Below are 17,301 nucleotides of genomic sequence, written 5' to 3'. Positions count from 1 at the left end.
TTATACCATCAGTAACCAGATCCTCGATCTTTTGAGACCTATCGGTATCCAATAGATGGGATTGAACTTGCTCGTCAGCGAGCTCAATCGTCATTCGATATCGTCTGGACGACATTCTTCAGGCTGTCGCTTCGGCCGATATTTTGAGCGATATCGCAACTTTCTGTCTCATGAGTAGGTTTCAAGCCGCAATGCGCGTAGAGAAATAGGCCGCAAAAATTATATTTAAGTCCAAATTTTGGACTATAGTGTTAGGCAAATGGCCAGCTCACTTCGCGAACGGCAGAAGGAACAGACCCGCATGGAGATGGTGCGCGCCGCCTACGATCTCTTCATCCGGGATGGATATGACGCGGTTTCCATGGACGCCATCAGCGAGGCCGCGGGCGTCTCGCGTGCGACCTTGTTCAACTACTTTGCGCGCAAGGAGTTGATCCTCCCTGAGATTGCGCGTTTACGTGTAGAGCGGCTGAAGGAATTCGCCGGGCAGATGGAGACAGCCGCCCACCCTGCCACACGGGACGAGATACTTGCCTTCATTCTGCGGATTGCGCGAGAGCATGAAGAGATCGCTCGCGGGCATCGCAAGCTGATGATGTTGGCGTGGTTTCAGCCGGCGTCGTATGGCTATCTGCTGGAACGGCGTGCAGAAGCAGTGGAAGTCCTGAGTGGTTTGATCGAGCGGATGTCACGCAGGAAAAAGCTATTTGCCCCGCGTATGGTAGCTGAGACGATATTCGCCGTCTTGATGGCAACCATGCTCGAATGGATGGTCAATGAAGAGCTGCCGGTGAACTGGCTTTCGCATACGCTGGAGCAGCGGCTGGGTGTCGCGTTTGCGGGGGTCGTATGAAGCGGACCGCAGTGATCGCGGGTGGCGGCGTAATCCTGGTGACGATTTTTGTCCTGTCGTACTGGCTGTTACGCAGACCGAAGGCGTTGGTCTACTCCGGTACGGTGGAAACGCGCGAGATCGAGGTTGGATCGAAGGTCGGTGGCCGTGTGACCGACGTTGCCGTCGAAGAGGGCCAGATGGTGAAAGCCTCTACCACGCTGGTGCGCTTTGAGGCGGATGAGCTGAAGGCACAGTTAGCGCAATCGCGGGCCTCGGTGGAGCAGGCCGAGGCAGATCTTGCCAAGTTGGAGCACGGTAACCGTCCTGAAGAGATTGCCCAGGCCGAGGCTACGGCACGAGCACAGCAGGCAGCGTACGAGGCCGCGAAGAGCGGGCCGCGCACGCAGGAGCTTGCGCAGGCACAGGCTGACTACGACGCAGCACAGGCAGATGCGCTCAACGCGGAGGTGACTTTCAACCGTATGGCAATGCTGGTGCGGGGTGAGACGATCTCGCGGCAGCAGTACGATGACGCATTGGCGAAACGCGATGCGATGGCGCAGAAGGCGGAGTCCGCGAGGCAGCGGTTGAAGCTATTGCAGGCCGGTACGCGCAAAGAAGATCTGGATGCGGCCGAACAACGGTATCTACAGGCCAAAGCTGCGGCTACGCTGACGCAGCGCGGCTATCGCAAGGAGGATATCCAGGCTGCGCGCGGGCGGGTGGCACAGGCTAAAGGTCATGTCGAAGAATTGCAGGCGCGACTGCGCGAAGCAGAACTGACGGCCCCGGCAGATGGCTTGATTGAGACGGTAAGTGTGCGCAGCGGAGACTTGGTTCCCGCTGGACGCATTGTGCTGACGATGCTTGAGAGCTCGCAGCTCTGGGTCAGGATCTATGTCCCTGAGACGGAGATGGCCAAGATAAAGGTAGGCCAAGAGGCAACGGTCACGTTGGACTCCTTTGGTGGCCGCAGCTTTACCGGACACGTGATGCAGGTGAATGCTTCGTCCGAATTTCTACCGCGGAATGTGCAGACGCGCGATGACCGCCAGCACCAGGTATTTGGTGCAAAGGTAACGATTGATAACCCCGACGGCGTGCTGAAATCGGGCATGGCAGCAACGGTGCGCCTGCCATGACTCCAGCGATCACGGCAGAGGGCATGACAATCCGCTTTGGCAGTTTTACGGCCGTGCAGGACGTGAGTTTCCAGGTAGGCAAGGGGGAATTGTTTGGATTCCTTGGACCAAACGGCTCGGGGAAGACGACGATCATCAAAGCCTTATGTGGTCTGCTGACGCCAACTGAAGGCACGGGCACCATCCTCGGAATGGATATCCGCAAGCAAGCAGCGGAGATTCGCCGCCACGTCGGATACATGTCGCAGAAGTTCGGTTTGTATGAAGACCTGACGGTGGCGGAGAACCTGACGTTCTACGCCGGTGTGTATGGCATCAAAGGAACGCAAGCAGAGCAGCGCACGAAGGAGTTGCTTGCGTTGACCGGCATGGAGCCGTATCTGCGGCGACGTGTAGGTGCACTCTCAGGCGGATGGAAGCAGCGACTGTCGTTGTGCTGTGCCATCATTCATTCGCCACAGGTGGTCTTTCTGGATGAGCCGACGGCCGGTATCGACCCCGTAGCGCGGCGGTCACTATGGGATCTGTTCTTTCAGCTTTCGGGACAGGGCGTTACTTTTTTCGTGACGACGCACTACATGGATGAAGCTGAACGCTGCGGCCGTGTCGGCTATATCTATCTTTCAAAGCTGGCGGCGATTGGCACCGTTGCCGAATTGCAGCAGCTGCCTGCGGCTAATCCGAAGGGAACAGTGCGGGTACAGATTGAAGCGCCTGATGCTTCCGTGGAACTGACGCGTCTGCGATCGATGAGGGGTGTTCGCGAAGCGACGATCTTCGGACGCTCGATTCATGCCCTGGTGGAGCAGCATGATCTGGAAGCTATTCGACAGCAGCTCAGTGGGGCATCTGTAGAGCCAGTTGTTCCATCGCTTGAAGACGTCTTCGTCACGTTGACCTACGAGATCATGAAGGAGCGGTGATGAAGGATCTCTTCTACGGTCTATGGCCCATCTGCCGCAAAGAGTTCACGCATATCCGGCGCGACCCGACAACTCTATTCTTTACGTTGGCTGTGCCGCTGATGCAGTTGTTCCTGCTTGGCCTTGCCGTGGACACGAACGTGCGCCAGATTGCGACGGCCATTCTGGACGAGTCTCATACGCCGCAAAGCAGGCAGTTTGTCGACAAACTTGCGGCGTCAGACTCATTCCATATCGTGGCTCACGTAGACTCCGCGGATAAGCTGGATAGCGCCATTCGTGCAGGCAAAGCAAGGGTCGGCGTGCGGATTCCATATGACTACGCGCGCCGCTTGCAGGAAGGCAACACCGCCAGCGTGCTGGTGCTGATGGATGGCTCGGACTCATCGGTTGCCGGGCAGGCTACAAATGCTTCCACCGGTGTGGCGATGCAGCTCTCGCTTACGCAGTTACTGGGCAACTCGCCCATGCCGGTAGAAGTGAGGCCATCGGTTCTCTACAACCCCAGCACACGTTCAGCGAACTTCTTTATCCCAGGTCTGATTGCGGTATTGCTGCAGATGATGGTGATCCTGATGGTGGCGTTGAGCCTGGTGCGTGAACGGGAGCGCGGCACGCTGGAGCAGTTGACCATGACGCCGGTGGCTCCGCTGGGGCTGATGGTCGGCAAGATGATTCCGTATGGCGTCATGGCCTTTGCGGAGTTGTGCGTGATCCTGGCGGTTATGCGCGTGGTCTTCCTGGTGCCGGTGCATGGAAATGTGCTGACGTTGCTGGTTCTGTCGGTGCCTTTCCTGCTGACGGTGCTTGGCCTCGGGCTGATTATCTCCACTAAGGCGCAGACACAAGCAGAGGCCTTTCAGCTTGCGATGGCGACGATTCTGCCTTCAGTCTTCCTCTCCGGCTACATCTTTCTGATCGAGAATATGCCGCCCTTCTTCGCTGTGCTCAGTAAGCTGGTTCCGACTACGTACTACATCCGCATCTTGCGCGGTGTTGTGCTGCGCGGCGCCGGCCTTCAGGATCTGTTGCTGGATGCGATGATTCTGCTTGTGATGGGCTGTGCGGCAACTGGGATTGCGGCATGGTTGTTCGTGCGCCAACAGCAGCATGCGTAGATCTGATTAAAAAAAAGCGCATTCCTCGGAGTCGGGGGAATGCGCTAATGCAATCTAGCGGAAGAATATATATTGGTTCGCTCAGGACTGGCGCCACCAATTCGAAAAAAATAGATGCGCTGGTCCCTCAAATGGTTGTGTGAACTTCTGGACCGGTGGGCGCAACATAAAGGGCGCCGCGATGCGGCGCCCGATGTCGACATCCTCGACTACCAATACGTAATACTCAAGTTATCCAGCATGGTTGTATAGGGAGTCTGGTTATAGTTGCCATCCATCTGGTAGTTCACCGTCATGCCGTACCAGCCGCTGGGAACGGCGAACGGAGCAACGGTCTGATTGATGTTGTAGGTGGCGCCGTTCACCGTTATGGTTTGGTAGGTCAGGTCGTTATTCGACTCGCGTTGGACCTGGAAGCTGACATGATTCCAGCTTTTGTCGTTGAGCGTGCACGGAATGCTGGTATGGACCCACTGTACATTCACATTGTTCCAAATGTCCCACACATTGCCATTGAGATGGTTGCACTCCATCCCAAACTCCATGCCCACACCGTACATAAACAGGTTGACGTCAAACTCCAGGTCCTGCGTAACCGCAAGATTGCTGACATAGACATCTGTGTCGTAGACCATGTGATGAATGGAAGGCAGGATGGTCTGATTCGTGTCGGGCATGTTCTGGGTGGTGCCCTGGCCGATCAGCTTATTCGAAAAAAGAGCATCGGAGTAGGGGGTAGATCCGCCAACCCAGAAGATGGTGCCGTTGCCGCTCAATGAACCGGAGCTGACATGCTGCGTCATCGACCAATCCACTCCGGAGCAGGGAGCACTGCAGATGTCATAGACGGGCGGGAGCTCACCCCACTGATTCCAGCCGTTGGTCGCGTGAATATTGCTGATCTTCGTCCCTGCGGCGACATTGACTGTGACGGGAGTCTTCGCAGCTCCACCACAGTGATCCCATGCTTGAACGACTGTATTTTGCGTCCCGGCGGGAAGGGTAAGGTTCGTATCCAGTGACGATCCGCCGACTATGTAAGCCAGAGAGTCATTCACGTAGACTCCCATCGCGCTCACTCCGCTGGGGCAGCTTGTGGATGCATTCGCAACGTAATGCGTCTGGGCGCTCACAGTGCTGTTATTTGCAGGAGAGCTGACCGAGACTCCTCCTTGAGAGGTTGCCGTAAGATTCAGGATCGCATTGGTGGATCCACCGCAATAATCCCACTCCTGTACCGCGACCCGATGGGGGCCAGCCGAAAGGTTTAGGGTGGCATTCATCGATGAGCCGCCCGCCTGATAGATCAGGCCATTGTCCACATAAACGCCCATAGCGGAAACGCCACTTGAGCAACTGGTACTTCCCGATGCTACAAACTGAACGCTGGTACCGACAGTCGATCCGTTTGCGGGAGAACTGACAACGACCGTCGCGAATGCCGGCCACGAGATGAAGAGAGAGAGTAAGAAAAAAAGACGGAAGGTCTTCATCAAAAATCCTAGTAGTAATGTCGCGCACCGCCCCCGGGTGTTCTGCAAGGGTCGACAAGTTGTTGGCGATGCTGGCAGGCAAAAAGGGAAAGCAATCGTTCTGATTGCAAAATGTGAAATTCGCGATTGCGCCGTTGCTTTACTCTCAGCCACAGGCACTCCCCCGGCTGACTTGCAAGTCTGCAAACGTGCTTTCCAAATCCACTACTGGAATAACCAAATCCTAACGCCCTGTTTCGAGAAAACGCAATACGTATTCTGTTTTCTTGGCAACGTATTTTTGATGAGCTACATCTAAGCGCAATTTGTTCCCAGGTGTCGGCAATTTTTACCAGGTATTCGGAACTTTTTTGCCAAGAGGTATAAAGGGTTGGACGAGCCTTCTTTGACTGGCAGTCGGCAGATGAAACGATTTGAATACGGTAAAAAAGAGCCCTCCGTATGGGAGGGCCTTTTCATCGCTCGCTTCGCTTCTATTTACCAGTAGATCAGGCTGAGGTTGTCGACATAGCTCTTGATTGAGGTCTGGTACTCATCACCATCCATCTGGTAGTTCACGGTGACGCCATACCAGTTAGCAGGGACGTAGAACGGTGGAACCGTCTTGTTCAGTGCGATGGTCTTGCCGTTCAATGTAATGGTCTGGTAAGTCAGAGTGTTGTCGTCGTTCCTTTTGCCGCTGATGGTCACGTGGTTCCAGGCATCCTTCAGGGGATTGCATGCGATGCCGGTAGCTTCCCAATGCTTGTCAACGTTGTTCCAGAGCGCCCATTCATGGCCTCCGTGGAGGCGGCACTCCGTACCCCAGGTCATACCGAAGGAGTTGAGGAACCAGTTGATGTCGAACTCCAGTGCCTGGGTGTGCGCCTCATCATAGCTGGTGACATAGAAGTAGGCATCGTAGGTGAAGTTCTTGGTTGCAGCGATGAGAGTGTGATCGACATCCGGAAGCCCCTGCGAGGAGTACGCACCGATCAGGTGGTTCCAGAAGAGCACATCGGAGTAAGGCAGTGTGCCCCCAAGATTGAACTGCGTCGCAGACCCGCCGAGGGACGGATTGGCCATGTTTCGGTTGAAGGAGTAGGTAATGCCGGCGCAGGCGTTTGCCTCAAGATGGTCGACACAGTTGTCGTAGTAAGGGGACTTCTGGCCGGACATCTTCCATGCTGAGCTCATCTGCAGATTATTGAAGGTATTCGATGCTCCGAGAACCGTAAGGTCTACGGGAGTCTTGGCGTAGCCACCACAATTGTCCCAGGACTGCACAATGGTGCGATGTGCACCGGGAGTCAGAGTCGCCTGGTAATTGAGGGCATTGCCATTTTCGACGTCGACCAGCTTGTCATCCACATAAAGCCCGATTGCAGCCACGCCGGAAGCGCATGTCGTTGTGGCGGAGGCTACGAACGCCGGCTGCGGGCCCGACTTACCGGCGGCAGGAGAGTTCACCCAGACGCCTGCCTGGCTCTTGGCTGTGATCGGCACTGGCAGATTTGATGAACCACCGCAGAGGTCCCATGCTTGCACGACCGTATAGTGCGATCCCGATGAAACCGGCAGTGTTGTGTTGAGAGAAGCCCCCTGAGCTACGTATGCGAGCGTGTGGTCAACGTAGACGCCAATGGATGCGATACCACGGCTGCACGTCGTTGTGGTAGCGGTAGCGGCGAAGGTTACGTTGGTGCCGGTGGTCTGTCCGATGAAGGGCTGTGAGACGAGAACAGTAGCGTGTGCTGAGCTGGCGATGACCAATGCCGCGACAAGGCATACGAGTGCGGTGAGCTTCCGCATGGGAACCTGCTTGACCACGAAAGTGCTGCTGCCCTGAATCTCCCTGAGCTTGAGCAGTTCTCGTGGGGGGATTTGCTTGCTTTGTTATCCAGAGAGTAACCCGGTCCCTCAGGAATTCAGCTACGACTTTCGAGGAACCGGAAGAAGTGATGCCGATTTGGGATTAAAGACTCTTAACGCAAATCAGCCCGGATATTGGCCCGTTTCAGCAACCCGGGTCGCCAAAGCACGCAGAAGGAACATCGCAGCCTGTTAATCGTGAATTCACGACTTTATTACAGGAAGTACAACCTAATACTCAATGCAGCGCTCTCATGATCACGCCTGGAGTTTTGTTATGTTGCGGTATACCTTTCTCCGTGATCGTTCTGTATTGAACAACCTTCATCCCCCACCATCCCGCTAGAGCATTTTCCCTGTAGGTGTAGTCCAGAGCATTCGCATCTATGGGCGTTTTCCGCAATGAAAACGCCGCGGCACGATCCTTCCGGGATACCCAGCAACAGGGAAAATGCTTTAAACAATCCCATCACAACTTGTAAATAAGCTCACGCCATAAGAACTATGCCAGTGCGTACCGAACATTTCATGTCTCGTTGATTCGCAGGAGGTTCTCCCAGTCATGCTTTCACGACTTGTTGTAGTCGCTATCGTGGCCATGTGCACGTCACGGCTTTACAGCCAATCACCGCTTAGTTTCGAGAGCTATGGAGATAGGTCGAACGGGGGCAGTGGTCCGTTGATCGCAGCTGACTTTGATCATGACGGCAAAGTTGACCTGGTCCAATGCTGCAGTCCAACGCAACGTTTGGTCTTTCGAGCCGGCAAAGGAGATGGTACATTTCAGCCGCCAGTAACAGCATTTGCTGATGCTCTTGCGCTGCAGGGTGGCGTTGCATCGGATGTCAATCATGATGGCAACCTTGATCTGGTTACTGTCGCATCCCAGAATCCACCCTCTCCTCCGGCGTCAGGTACATATGTGCTGAGTATCTTTCTGGGGAATGGGGATGGCACGTTTCGGGTACCAGAGGTCTATGCAACCACTCAAGGTCCTGGGCAAGCCGTTGTCGGAAATTTCTTCAATGATGGTTATCCGGATATTGCAGTTGGCGAATCGTATGGACTGATTGAGCTATTCCGTAACAGTGGAGATGGAACATTTGTCTTTGCGGGTTCCATATCGGTCGGTACTGGAAACTTCAGCCCCGTTCAAGTGGTAGCAGGGAGTTTGAACGGCACGGGAATCTCTGACCTTGCGGCCCTTGTTCTGAATTCCAATGACTTCGCAATGCCATCGGAACTGAGTGTCTTATGGAACAACGGTAGTGGGAGCTTCAACCGGCAGGTGCTCGGTCAATACTCATGGCCGCAAATCACAAGCGCTCAGATAAACGGAGACATGAACGCAGACATCCTTGTCAGCTATCAGTGCGCTCTTCCGGCAGGATCCAGCTATTGCGTAGGGTTTGATGGTTTCTATGGGCAGGGAGAGAACAGGCTTTATAAGAGAACGCTGGTCAATTCGACGTCAGGCTTAAATCCCGGAGATCTTGGGAAGATTGCAGGCGTCGATGTGGATGGAGATGGTTATATCGATATCGCCGCGATTGGCGCTCTGCAGTGTGATAGCTCCACCGGAGAGTGTAATGATGCACCGCAGGGCCTTTCGATCTGGCGGGGAAATGCCGACGGATCATTTCTCCAGACTCCAGAGAACTTCTTCACCTCGCGGAATGTGCAGGTGGGCGCAGCCGTTATGGCGGATTTCAATCGCGACGGAAGGATGGACTTTGCCCAGACGCAACCTGGAGCCGGCGGGCCGACGGAGTTCTATCTGAACGCGTCGCGGCGAGAGAGTTGCGGGACCTATACGATCAGTCCCTCTGTAACGGTGTGTGCCCCGGTAGACAATACCTATTCGCGGGGCTCCGTGCGTGTTCATGCCCATAGCTACGACACGGCACAGGTGACCGCTCTTCAAGAATACGTCGACGGTGTGCTGAAGTTTTCTGAGCCGGTAACGAGCTTCGACCAGAGATTCCCGGTGGGCGAGGGTCCCCATCTGTTTGTGACCAAAGGCTGGGATGCAAGCGGGGCGAGCTTCATGTCCTCGAGGACAATAACGGTGTACGACGGGACGCCCGGAGCCACCTGCTATGCGGCGATGAACACCGCCAGGCTTTGTTTGCCAAAAGGGACGAGTAGCTCCGGACCTGTTTTGATTGTGGGCAATGGGAATACCGGGACAAGCCTCACAACCTCTGCACAGCTTTATATCGATGACAATCTGGTCGTGAACAATGAAGCCTCTTGCGGGGTAGCCTGTTATGGCCTCAATACGATGGTACAGACGGAACAGGCCCTATCGTCCGGATCGCACAATCTCGTCTTCAAAGTGTGGGACCTTGCGGGCAATGTATATCAGGACCAGAAGACAATTTACGTAGAGTAAGCCTTGGAGCATATCGAGAAATTCGATTGAGTCAGCGCTCTTGTTGCCACATTCATCGCGGCTTTGTCGCGTGGTGGCTCAGAAATTCTTGTCATAAATGTTGTCATCCTGAACAGAGTGAAGGACCTGCTTTTCACCGTTCAGGGTGACAAATGCTTTTCTTGATTTATGTAGCGAACTTTAGATTCAGGACACCAAAGTAAGAAAGCATCGCTAGAAAAGCGGATTTCTCCGCGGCGCTAAGAAATGACAAGCAAAGGTCATGATCATAAGGACCAGACGTACGCTCAATATCGGCCTGGAGCACGCCCAGGTCTTGGGGTTACCAACCGCGGCTGGAGTATTTCCAGCCGCAGTCGAACTATTGGACAGTAATGGTCTTATCAGCGCTGTAGATGTTCCCAGTGGCGTCCCATAATTTGAAGACCAGGTCATGGCTACCGCTGGAGAGGCCTTGATAGGTATCAACAAGCGATGATCCGCCGGGGCAAGCCCCATAGTTGTTGCAGCTTGTGTTGTTGATGACGAGGTTGCCGTCAATATAGAGCTGCGCTGCGGTTGGCACATAGGAGGTATAGCCATTCGCAACGATATGCACGGGGGAAGAGGCGGTCGCGCCGGAGGGAAGGCAGATCTCTGCGGTTCCCAGCGCAGCCGGGCAGACAGACCCTGGTGTCCCGTTATAGAGCGTCACATGCCGGACCGACCTGAAGCTCAGACCGGTATAGTCCCATGCTTTAGTGACGAGATAAAAAGAGCCTTCTCCGAGCTGGAAGGTTTGGGAGAAATCAGTGACCGGTTGCGAGTAGGCTAGGGAACCATTGACATATAACTGCATTGCCGTCACTTGGTTTGAGTCATACGCATTGGCCTCTACCGTGATCGTGGGAGCGGGAAGATAGGTATTGTCCACAGGCTGGCATACTGTGACCGCCGGATTGATCTGACTCGTCGCGCAGGGAGCCCGGTTGGTCGCATTTAGATAGATCTGGGTCTGTGCATCTCCGGGAAGAGCTTGTGCGACGTCGATCATTCCATCGCGGTTGAAATCGGCCAGGACAAGTTGGCCCGCACCGTTCGAGGTTGCGATGAAGCGGTTTGCACGCTGATCGAAGGAACCATCCGGGTGGCCGAGCCAGACGAAGAGCCCTGTCTGGCTGCCGTTCTGGTCAGAGGTGCCGGTGACAAGATCGCCGATGCCATCGCCGTTTACGTCAGCGGCCCATAGATATCTCGCGGCTCCAACTGTATCCGCGGTGATGATGTGGCGAGCGAAGGTCTTCTGCTGTCCTTGCCCATAGAAGACATCGACACCTTCGCACGTGGAGATTGGCCCTTTGGCGCTAGGATTCTGGGGGTTGGGGTTGCAGTCATAGGAGATGAGGATGTCTGCCATCCCATCCTGGTTAAGATCACCGACGTTGAGTCCGGCGGGGCTGGTGTAAGCGGTCAGGGCACTCTTCCTGAAATTTCCGTGTCCGTCGTTCCAGAGGACATAGGCGGAATTAGAGGTGAGCACCGCAAGATTCGTGATTCCATCGTTGTCGAAATCGCCGGCCTTCACATTCAGGATGCCCCTGGTCGGATCGATCGGAACTGTGTTGCTCAACACAAAGTTTTTACCGTCTGTATTGTTGAAAATCTCGACCGAGCCTTGCGTATCGCCGATCGCCAGGTCAGGGCGATGATCTCCGTTGAAATCGCCTACCGCCATGGCACGCGGAGAACCCGCGGTAGCCGCTGCGACCGCAGGCTGGAAAGTTCCGTCTCCATTGCCGAGGAAGACATCGAAGGTGCCTCCGATACAAAGAACGATGACATCCAGCTTGCCGTCCTGGTTGAGGTCGGCGGCGGCTATGTCTTCCACCTCTGAGCTGTCCGCCTGTCCTACAGTGATCGGCGGCTGAAAGGTCCCGTCGCCATTGCCCAGGCGCAGCGTAATCGTGGTAAAGCTGGAGCCACCGCCGAAGACCATGTCGGGCTTGCCGTCGCCGTTGAAGTCACCTTGTGCCATGGCCTCGACGCCGAAGGCCATGTAGGTATCGCGACTCAGTTCAAAGCTTAGATTGGTTTGCGCCGGAAGAAGGGAGGTGCTGGCTAATAGAAGTGGGACAAAGACAAAAGGGAACCGCATGGGGGACTCCTGAGGGCGAGCCTTGTGATTGAAGTGCGCACTAAAGGAGTCTTTCGTTAGCCGGATGGTTGCTCGATTTTCAAATAATTCTCGTACAGGAACAAAAGTCTTCCCATACCTCGGATTCAAGTGTGTTGCCGAGGCCTGAGAGTGATTGGTTATTTGGCGGATGCAACAGGCAATGCTTTCGCCAGATATCCATTTCTTGTTCGTACGGTGAGCTTCTGACGTCCCGCGAATGCATCAACGTGGACTGTGCGATAGCCGCCATTACTCGGCGGGTTGGTTGATCGGTACCCAATGGTGTATTGGGTCCTGATATCTTCTGCTACGGCTGAAGCAATGGTATCCACTTCCTTGAGGGATTTCGGGAAGAAGGCGGCTCCACCCGTCTGTTCGGCAACCTGCTCGAGCAGGGCCCTCGCCCGTTGTGCTTCCGCCTTATCGATATCATCGCCGAAGAGAAGGCCAACGCAATAGATCACCGGACCTTCCAGACTCTGTACACGTCTGATCATGTCTCTCAACGTCGTTCGCGAGGCGTTGTCGTCACCGTCTGTAATCAGAACAAGAACCTGTTTGGTGTTCTTACGGTGTTTCGACATGTATTCGGCAGACGCCATCACCGCGTCGTAAGCCGCGGTACCTCCAGTGGATTTCACGTAGCGTAAGCCCTGCTGCAGCTTGTCCACCGAGGAAGTAAAGTCCTGATCGATATAGGCCTTCGAGCTGAAGTCGACGAGAAAGGCTTCATCTTTCGGATTGGAAAGGCGAATAAGGTCGAGAGATGCTTTCTCAACCGCCGCGCGCTTGTCATACATGGACGCCGAACTGTCGATCAGCAGGCCGATTGAAACGGCTGTGTCCTCATGGCGGAAGCTGGTGATGGTTTGCGGCACGCCATCTTCTGCAACTCGGAACATCTCCTTTGTAAGATTCATCGCCGGCCGGCCTGAAGGATCCAGCACGGTTACGTTGAGCTGTACTTCATAGGCATCAGCTCGTAACGTGTATCGTCCACCAGCATCTTTCTGGATTGGACCGGTAGGCGCCGCAGAAGCTGGTTCCGGCTGAGCCGGAGTAACACTATCAGGATCGATAGAAGGCGCCGGATCACGATCCACACTTAGAGATCGTGATGATTGTGGCGCAGTCTGCGCAAAACCTGCACGCACACACATCACTGTCAAAACCGAGCAGATCAGAAAGGAAAGGCGAAGCCGCATAGATACCTGGTCGAACGAAGATCCGTAGGATTCCGATTGAGGTACTGCCACAATCTTCAACGTACGCTTGGTTGGATGACAACCGGGCCCTTCAACGTTGTTTGTCTATTTAGGAGGAGCGGGGTTTCCCTTATTTTCCTTCTCCTGTGACTCGTACATCTGTTGCAACTTTCGGTCGCGGAGATACGTGCGCATCTGGGGATCGTCCACGGCCTCTGGTGGAGGATGTGCGATTGCGCCTGGGCCGAGCTCGACTCTTTCGGCGTTGTTCTGGATGATGGTCTGCGGAGGAGGAAGAGAGGGACCGCTACTGCGATCAGTGAGTAGCAGTTGCCGCGGAGCGCCTTGCGGGCCGCCGCCAACTATCAGGATGTTGTAACCCTGGCCGGCCAGGAGTTCGGTGAGAACCGCCGATGGCTCTCCTGGACCGTAGCTGCCAAAGATCCGCGCATCTCTGATCTGACCCTGAATCGCCATGCCACTCTCTCTTGAGATGTCCTGCAGGACTTGGCGGAGCTCGGAGTTATTCGCATGGACGGTCAGCATTCCGCCATTGAGGTGGACGGTTGCGGGACTAGCCGCCGGCGCAGGTGCTGGAGCAAGGCTGACGATCTTGGAATTCGGCTTCTCGCGAGACCGTACATGACTCTTTGTGACCGCGGTTGACTGTGGAGTCGTTTGTGCCCAACAAAGGGAACCTGCTACTGACATGATGACGAGCGCAAACGAAGCCAAAGTTAACTTTGCAGCCTGATCTTGAAAGCGATTTTTGATATTTCTCTGACGCATGGGAAAGCTTTTCGCCGGCGCGTTCAGATGCCGCAAAGATCGGACGAAGCTACTCTGTCATTGGCGTTCGCTGCTAGGATTCTAGAAGCTTCGGGCATAAATTGCATCTCGCACGAGCCCCGTTATTAGTAATCACTATATATATGGAAGAATAGGAAGAAACTTCAGGATAGGACGGAATTATTTGCTTTTGCGCTGGAAATAATTGCCGATAGCCCCCGGCTATCGAAAGATGCATGCCTGTGGGAACTTCGTTGCCCGTCACTAAGGTTTTTTTCTCATATACTCAAGTTGCCAAGGCGAGCACTCCTCGGCACTCCCCCAGGAAAAAAGCGGTCGCTTGCGACCGCTAAGTTAGTGTGAATGAACGTCTTTGTTCGTTTGATGTTGTTCTTTGGCTGCGCCATTCCAGCGCTTGCTACAGTTGCAGTTACTTCACCCACCAACAACACGACCGTCGGACCATCTGTCCGGGTCACTGCGAGTGCCACGACGTCCTGCTCCAAAGGGGTCGCATCGATGGGCATCTATGTCGACCATGCCTTACAACGTGTCGTAGACGGAACCAATCTGGACTCATCCATTTCTCTTAGCCCGGGCAAACACCGTGTCGTGGTGCAGGAATGGGATTACTGTGGCGGCGCTACCTACACATCGTTGGATCTGACCTCCTCCTCCTCCTCCGGTGTAAACGTAGCTTCACCCGCAAACGGCAGCAAGGTAGGAACTCCGGCGATCTATGTCGCGAGTGCCACAACCGCTTGTGACAAGGGCGTTTCTGCTATGGGCATTTACGTCAATCATCAGCTCGTTTATAAGGTCGCCGGTTCAACGCTCGCCACGCCAATCACCATGGGACATGGGCGGCAATCCACGGTCGTTCAGGCGTGGGATAACTGTGGAGGAACCGCGACAACGCCCATTGATGTCACCGTTACGGGAACCAGGCTCACAAATCTACAGGCCGCTCCCGGATGGAATCAGTGGGGACAGTTACCGCCTGTCTATGACATCTGCGATGCACCCTGTCCGGGAGTCAACTGGTCGATGATACAGAACCAGAAGACGCCTTCGCTCAGTGGAAACGCAACGCAGTTCTATCTTGGAGGTACAACTCCCTATTCGGACGTTCTCTTCTCCAACCCTGTCATCGGGCATGGGAACAAACAGGGATTGACGGACGAAAGCCACACTCTCCTGCCGACATTGCATGACTTTCTCTATGACACCGACGTATATGTGAGCAATTGGGCGGTTACGCAGGTGCTTGAGTTCGACCTGAATATGTACGCCGGTGGAGTTGGTATGGAATGGGGAACTGAGTGTAACCATCTGAACGGCAATGTCTGGGACTATTGGAACAACGTTGAAGCCCGATGGGTACCGACGTCTATCCCGTGCACGCTCAAAGATGGGTGGAACCACGTAACATTACAGGCTCATCGTCAGGCAAACAATGATCTTCTCTATCAGTCCATCACCGTAAACGGAGTGGTTTATCCGCTGAATATCACTGTCGCTCCAAAATCAGTTCCCTCTGGATGGTGGGGCATGACGGTCAATTATCAAATGGATGGCAATTACAAGATGGATGGCTATACCACCGCGCTGGACAACTTCCACTTTACGTACTGGTAGAGACCGGGCCGGAAAACAATCTCTCATCCCCATGCGATTCATGCCCTGACTTTCCTTCGGAGAGCAGGGCATGTTTCTTTTCTTCGACGTGGCGGCAGATCTCACAGTGTGCATGCTCCGCGTTTGAGGGGGGAATTACCGTCATTCCCGCAATCTCAGCGAGACGGAGATACGCCATGCGGTTCGAGCGCAGAAACTGCAGAGGATATTCCGGCTTGCGGGCGAACGCTGCGTCGGGATCGGCGTCCAGGACAAAGGCAAGATCCGGCTTTGGAACAAACCGTAGGATTGCGTGGACATACAAGCGCTGAAGAGGACGGTCCAGCCGCAGGTTGGCAAGCTCGTCATAGAGGAAGCGATCGAAGATTACGACACGATCTTCCGCCGCTCGAACGAGCTTCTTTACCGTTCGGCGCAACGATAGAAGATCCAGCGCGTAGAGTGCCATCCGAATACAGGAGAGCATGGGTGATTGAACGTTCTTGTCCCGTCGATGAATGGGAGCTTCCGGAGAACCGACTCCGCGGTCGCCTTTGAAAACTTTGTGCCCCACATCTTCCCGGAAAGACTTAAGCGCGACGACATCGTCCCAGAAGGTAACCACCTGGACCTGTTGTCCCGACAATCGCAGAACGTCGCGGAGCAACGCAATCTGGGTGCTCTTTCCGGCTCCATCGATACCGGAAAAGCTTATGAGGAGCGGCCTCTTTTCAGGCAAAATCCGTTTCATCTTGCGGCTCGCTTCAGTTGGAAGGCTTTGCTGATGTAGCAAGGGATAGTCCGGCGACGGTTCCCACAGCGATTACAGTTCCAACGACAAGAGCCGTTCTGATGGAGAATCTGCGAACGCGTTTTTGTTTCGCCGGCGCAATGGCTGCGCCGGATGGAGTGGCTGCAGGCACTCCATCGACGCGGGTATCAGGAGCAGCCGCCGTACCCCTGGGTGGAGGCGCCTTCTCCTGCGGTTGTGAGGGCTGCTGAGGGAGAGCTTGGGAGCTGTTCGGAGTGTTGTTGGGTTGAGAGTTGGGCTGGGAACTGTTCTGGGAACTGTTCTGGGAGCCGTTTTGGGAGCCGTTCTGGGATGCACCCGCAGACTGCGGCGCAGGAACGCTGGAATCCTTGCCTGTCGTGGCAGGCTCGGTATTTTGGGTACTCCGCTGGTCTGTTGATGATGTCTGTTGCGCATCGTCATGGCTCGCTGAGGCATATGCTTCGAGCGGCAGAACCAGTGAAGCTGCAAGGCATAAAGATAAGGATTGTTTCAGAAATCGATTGCGGGGCATTCTTTCACGCTCCAGGCTGATGTTGCTGCGCCAATTGAGACCTGCTAGAGGTTGGATGCTTTAGGCCGCGTATTCGCTGTCCTGGTGCGTTTCGGCACTTTCTGTGTACAGGGGCGCCATGCTTGCTGGACGAACCTGATAGCTGTGGATTGCGCTTTCGATCGATCCATAGATTTCAAACAGTCGGCTGATTCCGGCGTTCTGTAGTACGGTACGAGCTTCCGGCGTCACTGTGGCAAGTCTGACATCACCGTTATGTTTCATAACTTCTTCCAGACAGCAGAGAAGAAACTGGATCTCTTCCGTACCCATGGTTTCAATCTTCGAGCAATCCAGTACGAAACGGGGATGCCCGTTTTGAGCGGCTGTCTTAAGGCGGCGAAGCATGTCTGCATGACTATTGACGGAGATTTGGCCTGGAAGTTGAAGAATATTTACCGCTCTTTTTCTAATAGACATCGGAATCATCCTTTT

14 protein-coding genes are annotated in these 17,301 nt (G+C 54.7%); 6 read left to right on the top strand and 8 right to left on the bottom strand.

All coding sequences use genetic code 11. From position 1 onward, the window contains the following. Positions 1-259: 259 nt before the first annotated feature. The 4 genes from OHL21_RS17545 to OHL21_RS17530 are packed head-to-tail and all read left to right on the top strand — an operon-like array spanning position 260 to position 4,018. Positions 260-853, top strand: coding sequence for a TetR/AcrR family transcriptional regulator (locus OHL21_RS17545; RefSeq protein WP_263418589.1), 594 nt, complete (start codon positions 260-262; stop codon positions 851-853). Next, on the top strand, positions 850-1,977 hold the full coding sequence (locus tag OHL21_RS17540) for an HlyD family secretion protein (protein ID WP_263418588.1): 1,128 nt from the start codon (positions 850-852) through the stop codon (positions 1,975-1,977). Before OHL21_RS17545 ends, OHL21_RS17540 begins: the two co-directional genes overlap by 4 nt. After that, the gene (locus OHL21_RS17535; protein ID WP_263418587.1) at positions 1,974-2,900 is read left to right on the top strand and encodes an ABC transporter ATP-binding protein; all 927 of its coding nucleotides are present in this window, start codon (positions 1,974-1,976) and stop codon (positions 2,898-2,900) included. Before OHL21_RS17540 ends, OHL21_RS17535 begins: the two co-directional genes overlap by 4 nt. Then, the gene (locus OHL21_RS17530) at positions 2,900-4,018 is read left to right on the top strand and encodes an ABC transporter permease (RefSeq protein WP_263418586.1); all 1,119 of its coding nucleotides are present in this window, start codon (positions 2,900-2,902) and stop codon (positions 4,016-4,018) included. Before OHL21_RS17535 ends, OHL21_RS17530 begins: the two co-directional genes overlap by 1 nt. A 209-nt stretch (positions 4,019-4,227) precedes the next feature. Here the strand turns inward: OHL21_RS17530 and OHL21_RS17525 are convergent, their stop codons facing one another. After that, positions 4,228-5,511: an Ig-like domain-containing protein gene (locus OHL21_RS17525; RefSeq protein WP_263418585.1), complete on the bottom strand. Its 1,284-nt coding sequence runs from the start codon at positions 5,509-5,511 to the stop codon at positions 4,228-4,230. 477 nt (positions 5,512-5,988) lie between these two features. Beyond that, positions 5,989-7,302, bottom strand: coding sequence for a hypothetical protein (locus tag OHL21_RS17520; RefSeq protein WP_263418584.1), 1,314 nt, complete (start codon positions 7,300-7,302; stop codon positions 5,989-5,991). A 622-nt stretch (positions 7,303-7,924) separates the two neighbouring features. On the opposite strand from OHL21_RS17520, the gene OHL21_RS17515 reads away from it, so the two are divergent. Then, complete coding sequence (locus tag OHL21_RS17515; protein ID WP_263418583.1) at positions 7,925-9,757, top strand: FG-GAP repeat domain-containing protein; 1,833 nt, start codon at positions 7,925-7,927, stop codon at positions 9,755-9,757. Positions 9,758-10,118: 361 nt separating this feature from the next. Here OHL21_RS17515 and OHL21_RS17510 read toward each other — a convergent pair whose 3' ends face one another. The 3 genes from OHL21_RS17510 to OHL21_RS17500 form a co-directional block, all read right to left on the bottom strand. Then, on the bottom strand, positions 10,119-11,891 hold the full coding sequence (locus tag OHL21_RS17510; RefSeq protein WP_263418582.1) for an FG-GAP-like repeat-containing protein: 1,773 nt from the start codon (positions 11,889-11,891) through the stop codon (positions 10,119-10,121). Between the two features lie 158 nt (positions 11,892-12,049). After that, complete coding sequence (locus tag OHL21_RS17505) at positions 12,050-13,015, bottom strand: VWA domain-containing protein (protein WP_263418581.1); 966 nt, start codon at positions 13,013-13,015, stop codon at positions 12,050-12,052. Positions 13,016-13,222: 207 nt separating this feature from the next. Beyond that, positions 13,223-13,906 (bottom strand): hypothetical protein, encoded by a 684-nt coding sequence (locus tag OHL21_RS17500; protein ID WP_263418580.1) that lies wholly within the window; start codon positions 13,904-13,906, stop codon positions 13,223-13,225. A gap of 363 nt (positions 13,907-14,269) precedes the next feature. On the opposite strand from OHL21_RS17500, the gene OHL21_RS17495 reads away from it, so the two are divergent. Beyond that, a complete protein-coding gene (locus tag OHL21_RS17495; RefSeq protein ID WP_263418579.1) occupies positions 14,270-15,544 on the top strand; it encodes an Ig-like domain-containing protein in 1,275 nt (424 codons plus the stop codon). Here the strand turns inward: OHL21_RS17495 and OHL21_RS17490 are convergent. From OHL21_RS17490 to OHL21_RS17480, 3 genes are read right to left on the bottom strand one after another with little or no spacing between them, the layout of a single operon-like run. After that, positions 15,531-16,274, bottom strand: a complete 744-nt coding sequence (locus OHL21_RS17490) for a nucleoside/nucleotide kinase family protein (protein ID WP_263418578.1) — start codon at positions 16,272-16,274, stop codon at positions 15,531-15,533. The genes OHL21_RS17495 and OHL21_RS17490 overlap by 14 nt on opposite strands. A 13-nt stretch (positions 16,275-16,287) precedes the next feature. Then, the gene (locus OHL21_RS17485; RefSeq protein WP_263418577.1) at positions 16,288-16,827 is read right to left on the bottom strand and encodes a hypothetical protein; all 540 of its coding nucleotides are present in this window, start codon (positions 16,825-16,827) and stop codon (positions 16,288-16,290) included. Between the two features lie 60 nt (positions 16,828-16,887). After that, a complete protein-coding gene (locus OHL21_RS17480; protein WP_263418576.1) occupies positions 16,888-17,286 on the bottom strand; it encodes an STAS domain-containing protein in 399 nt (132 codons plus the stop codon). Between the last annotated feature and the right edge of the window lie 15 nt (positions 17,287-17,301).

The organism is Terriglobus albidus (assembly GCF_025685425.1).
Classification (GTDB): domain Bacteria; phylum Acidobacteriota; class Terriglobia; order Terriglobales; family Acidobacteriaceae; genus Terriglobus; species Terriglobus albidus.
The sequence above is the reverse complement of the archived record's forward strand: the minus strand, read 5'-3'. Positions and strand labels throughout refer to the sequence as shown.

What these genes read in the sequence shown, in the direction of transcription:
- OHL21_RS17480 (WP_263418576.1), bottom strand. Translation starts at nt 17,286, where the DNA reads ATGTCTATTAGAAAAAGAGCGGTAAATATTCTTCAACTTCCAGGCCAA.
- OHL21_RS17520 (WP_263418584.1), bottom strand. Translation starts at nt 7,302, where the DNA reads ATGCGGAAGCTCACCGCACTCGTATGCCTTGTCGCGGCATTGGTCATC.
- OHL21_RS17535 (WP_263418587.1), top strand. Translation starts at nt 1,974, where the DNA reads ATGACTCCAGCGATCACGGCAGAGGGCATGACAATCCGCTTTGGCAGT.
- OHL21_RS17540 (WP_263418588.1), top strand. Translation starts at nt 850, where the DNA reads ATGAAGCGGACCGCAGTGATCGCGGGTGGCGGCGTAATCCTGGTGACG.
- OHL21_RS17490 (WP_263418578.1), bottom strand. Translation starts at nt 16,274, where the DNA reads ATGAAACGGATTTTGCCTGAAAAGAGGCCGCTCCTCATAAGCTTTTCC.
- OHL21_RS17530 (WP_263418586.1), top strand. Translation starts at nt 2,900, where the DNA reads ATGAAGGATCTCTTCTACGGTCTATGGCCCATCTGCCGCAAAGAGTTC.
- OHL21_RS17515 (WP_263418583.1), top strand. Translation starts at nt 7,925, where the DNA reads ATGCTTTCACGACTTGTTGTAGTCGCTATCGTGGCCATGTGCACGTCA.
- OHL21_RS17545 (WP_263418589.1), top strand. Translation starts at nt 260, where the DNA reads ATGGCCAGCTCACTTCGCGAACGGCAGAAGGAACAGACCCGCATGGAG.
- OHL21_RS17485 (WP_263418577.1), bottom strand. Translation starts at nt 16,827, where the DNA reads ATGCCCCGCAATCGATTTCTGAAACAATCCTTATCTTTATGCCTTGCA.
- OHL21_RS17510 (WP_263418582.1), bottom strand. Translation starts at nt 11,891, where the DNA reads ATGCGGTTCCCTTTTGTCTTTGTCCCACTTCTATTAGCCAGCACCTCC.
- OHL21_RS17525 (WP_263418585.1), bottom strand. Translation starts at nt 5,511, where the DNA reads ATGAAGACCTTCCGTCTTTTTTTCTTACTCTCTCTCTTCATCTCGTGG.
- OHL21_RS17500 (WP_263418580.1), bottom strand. Translation starts at nt 13,906, where the DNA reads ATGCGTCAGAGAAATATCAAAAATCGCTTTCAAGATCAGGCTGCAAAG.
- OHL21_RS17495 (WP_263418579.1), top strand. Translation starts at nt 14,270, where the DNA reads ATGAACGTCTTTGTTCGTTTGATGTTGTTCTTTGGCTGCGCCATTCCA.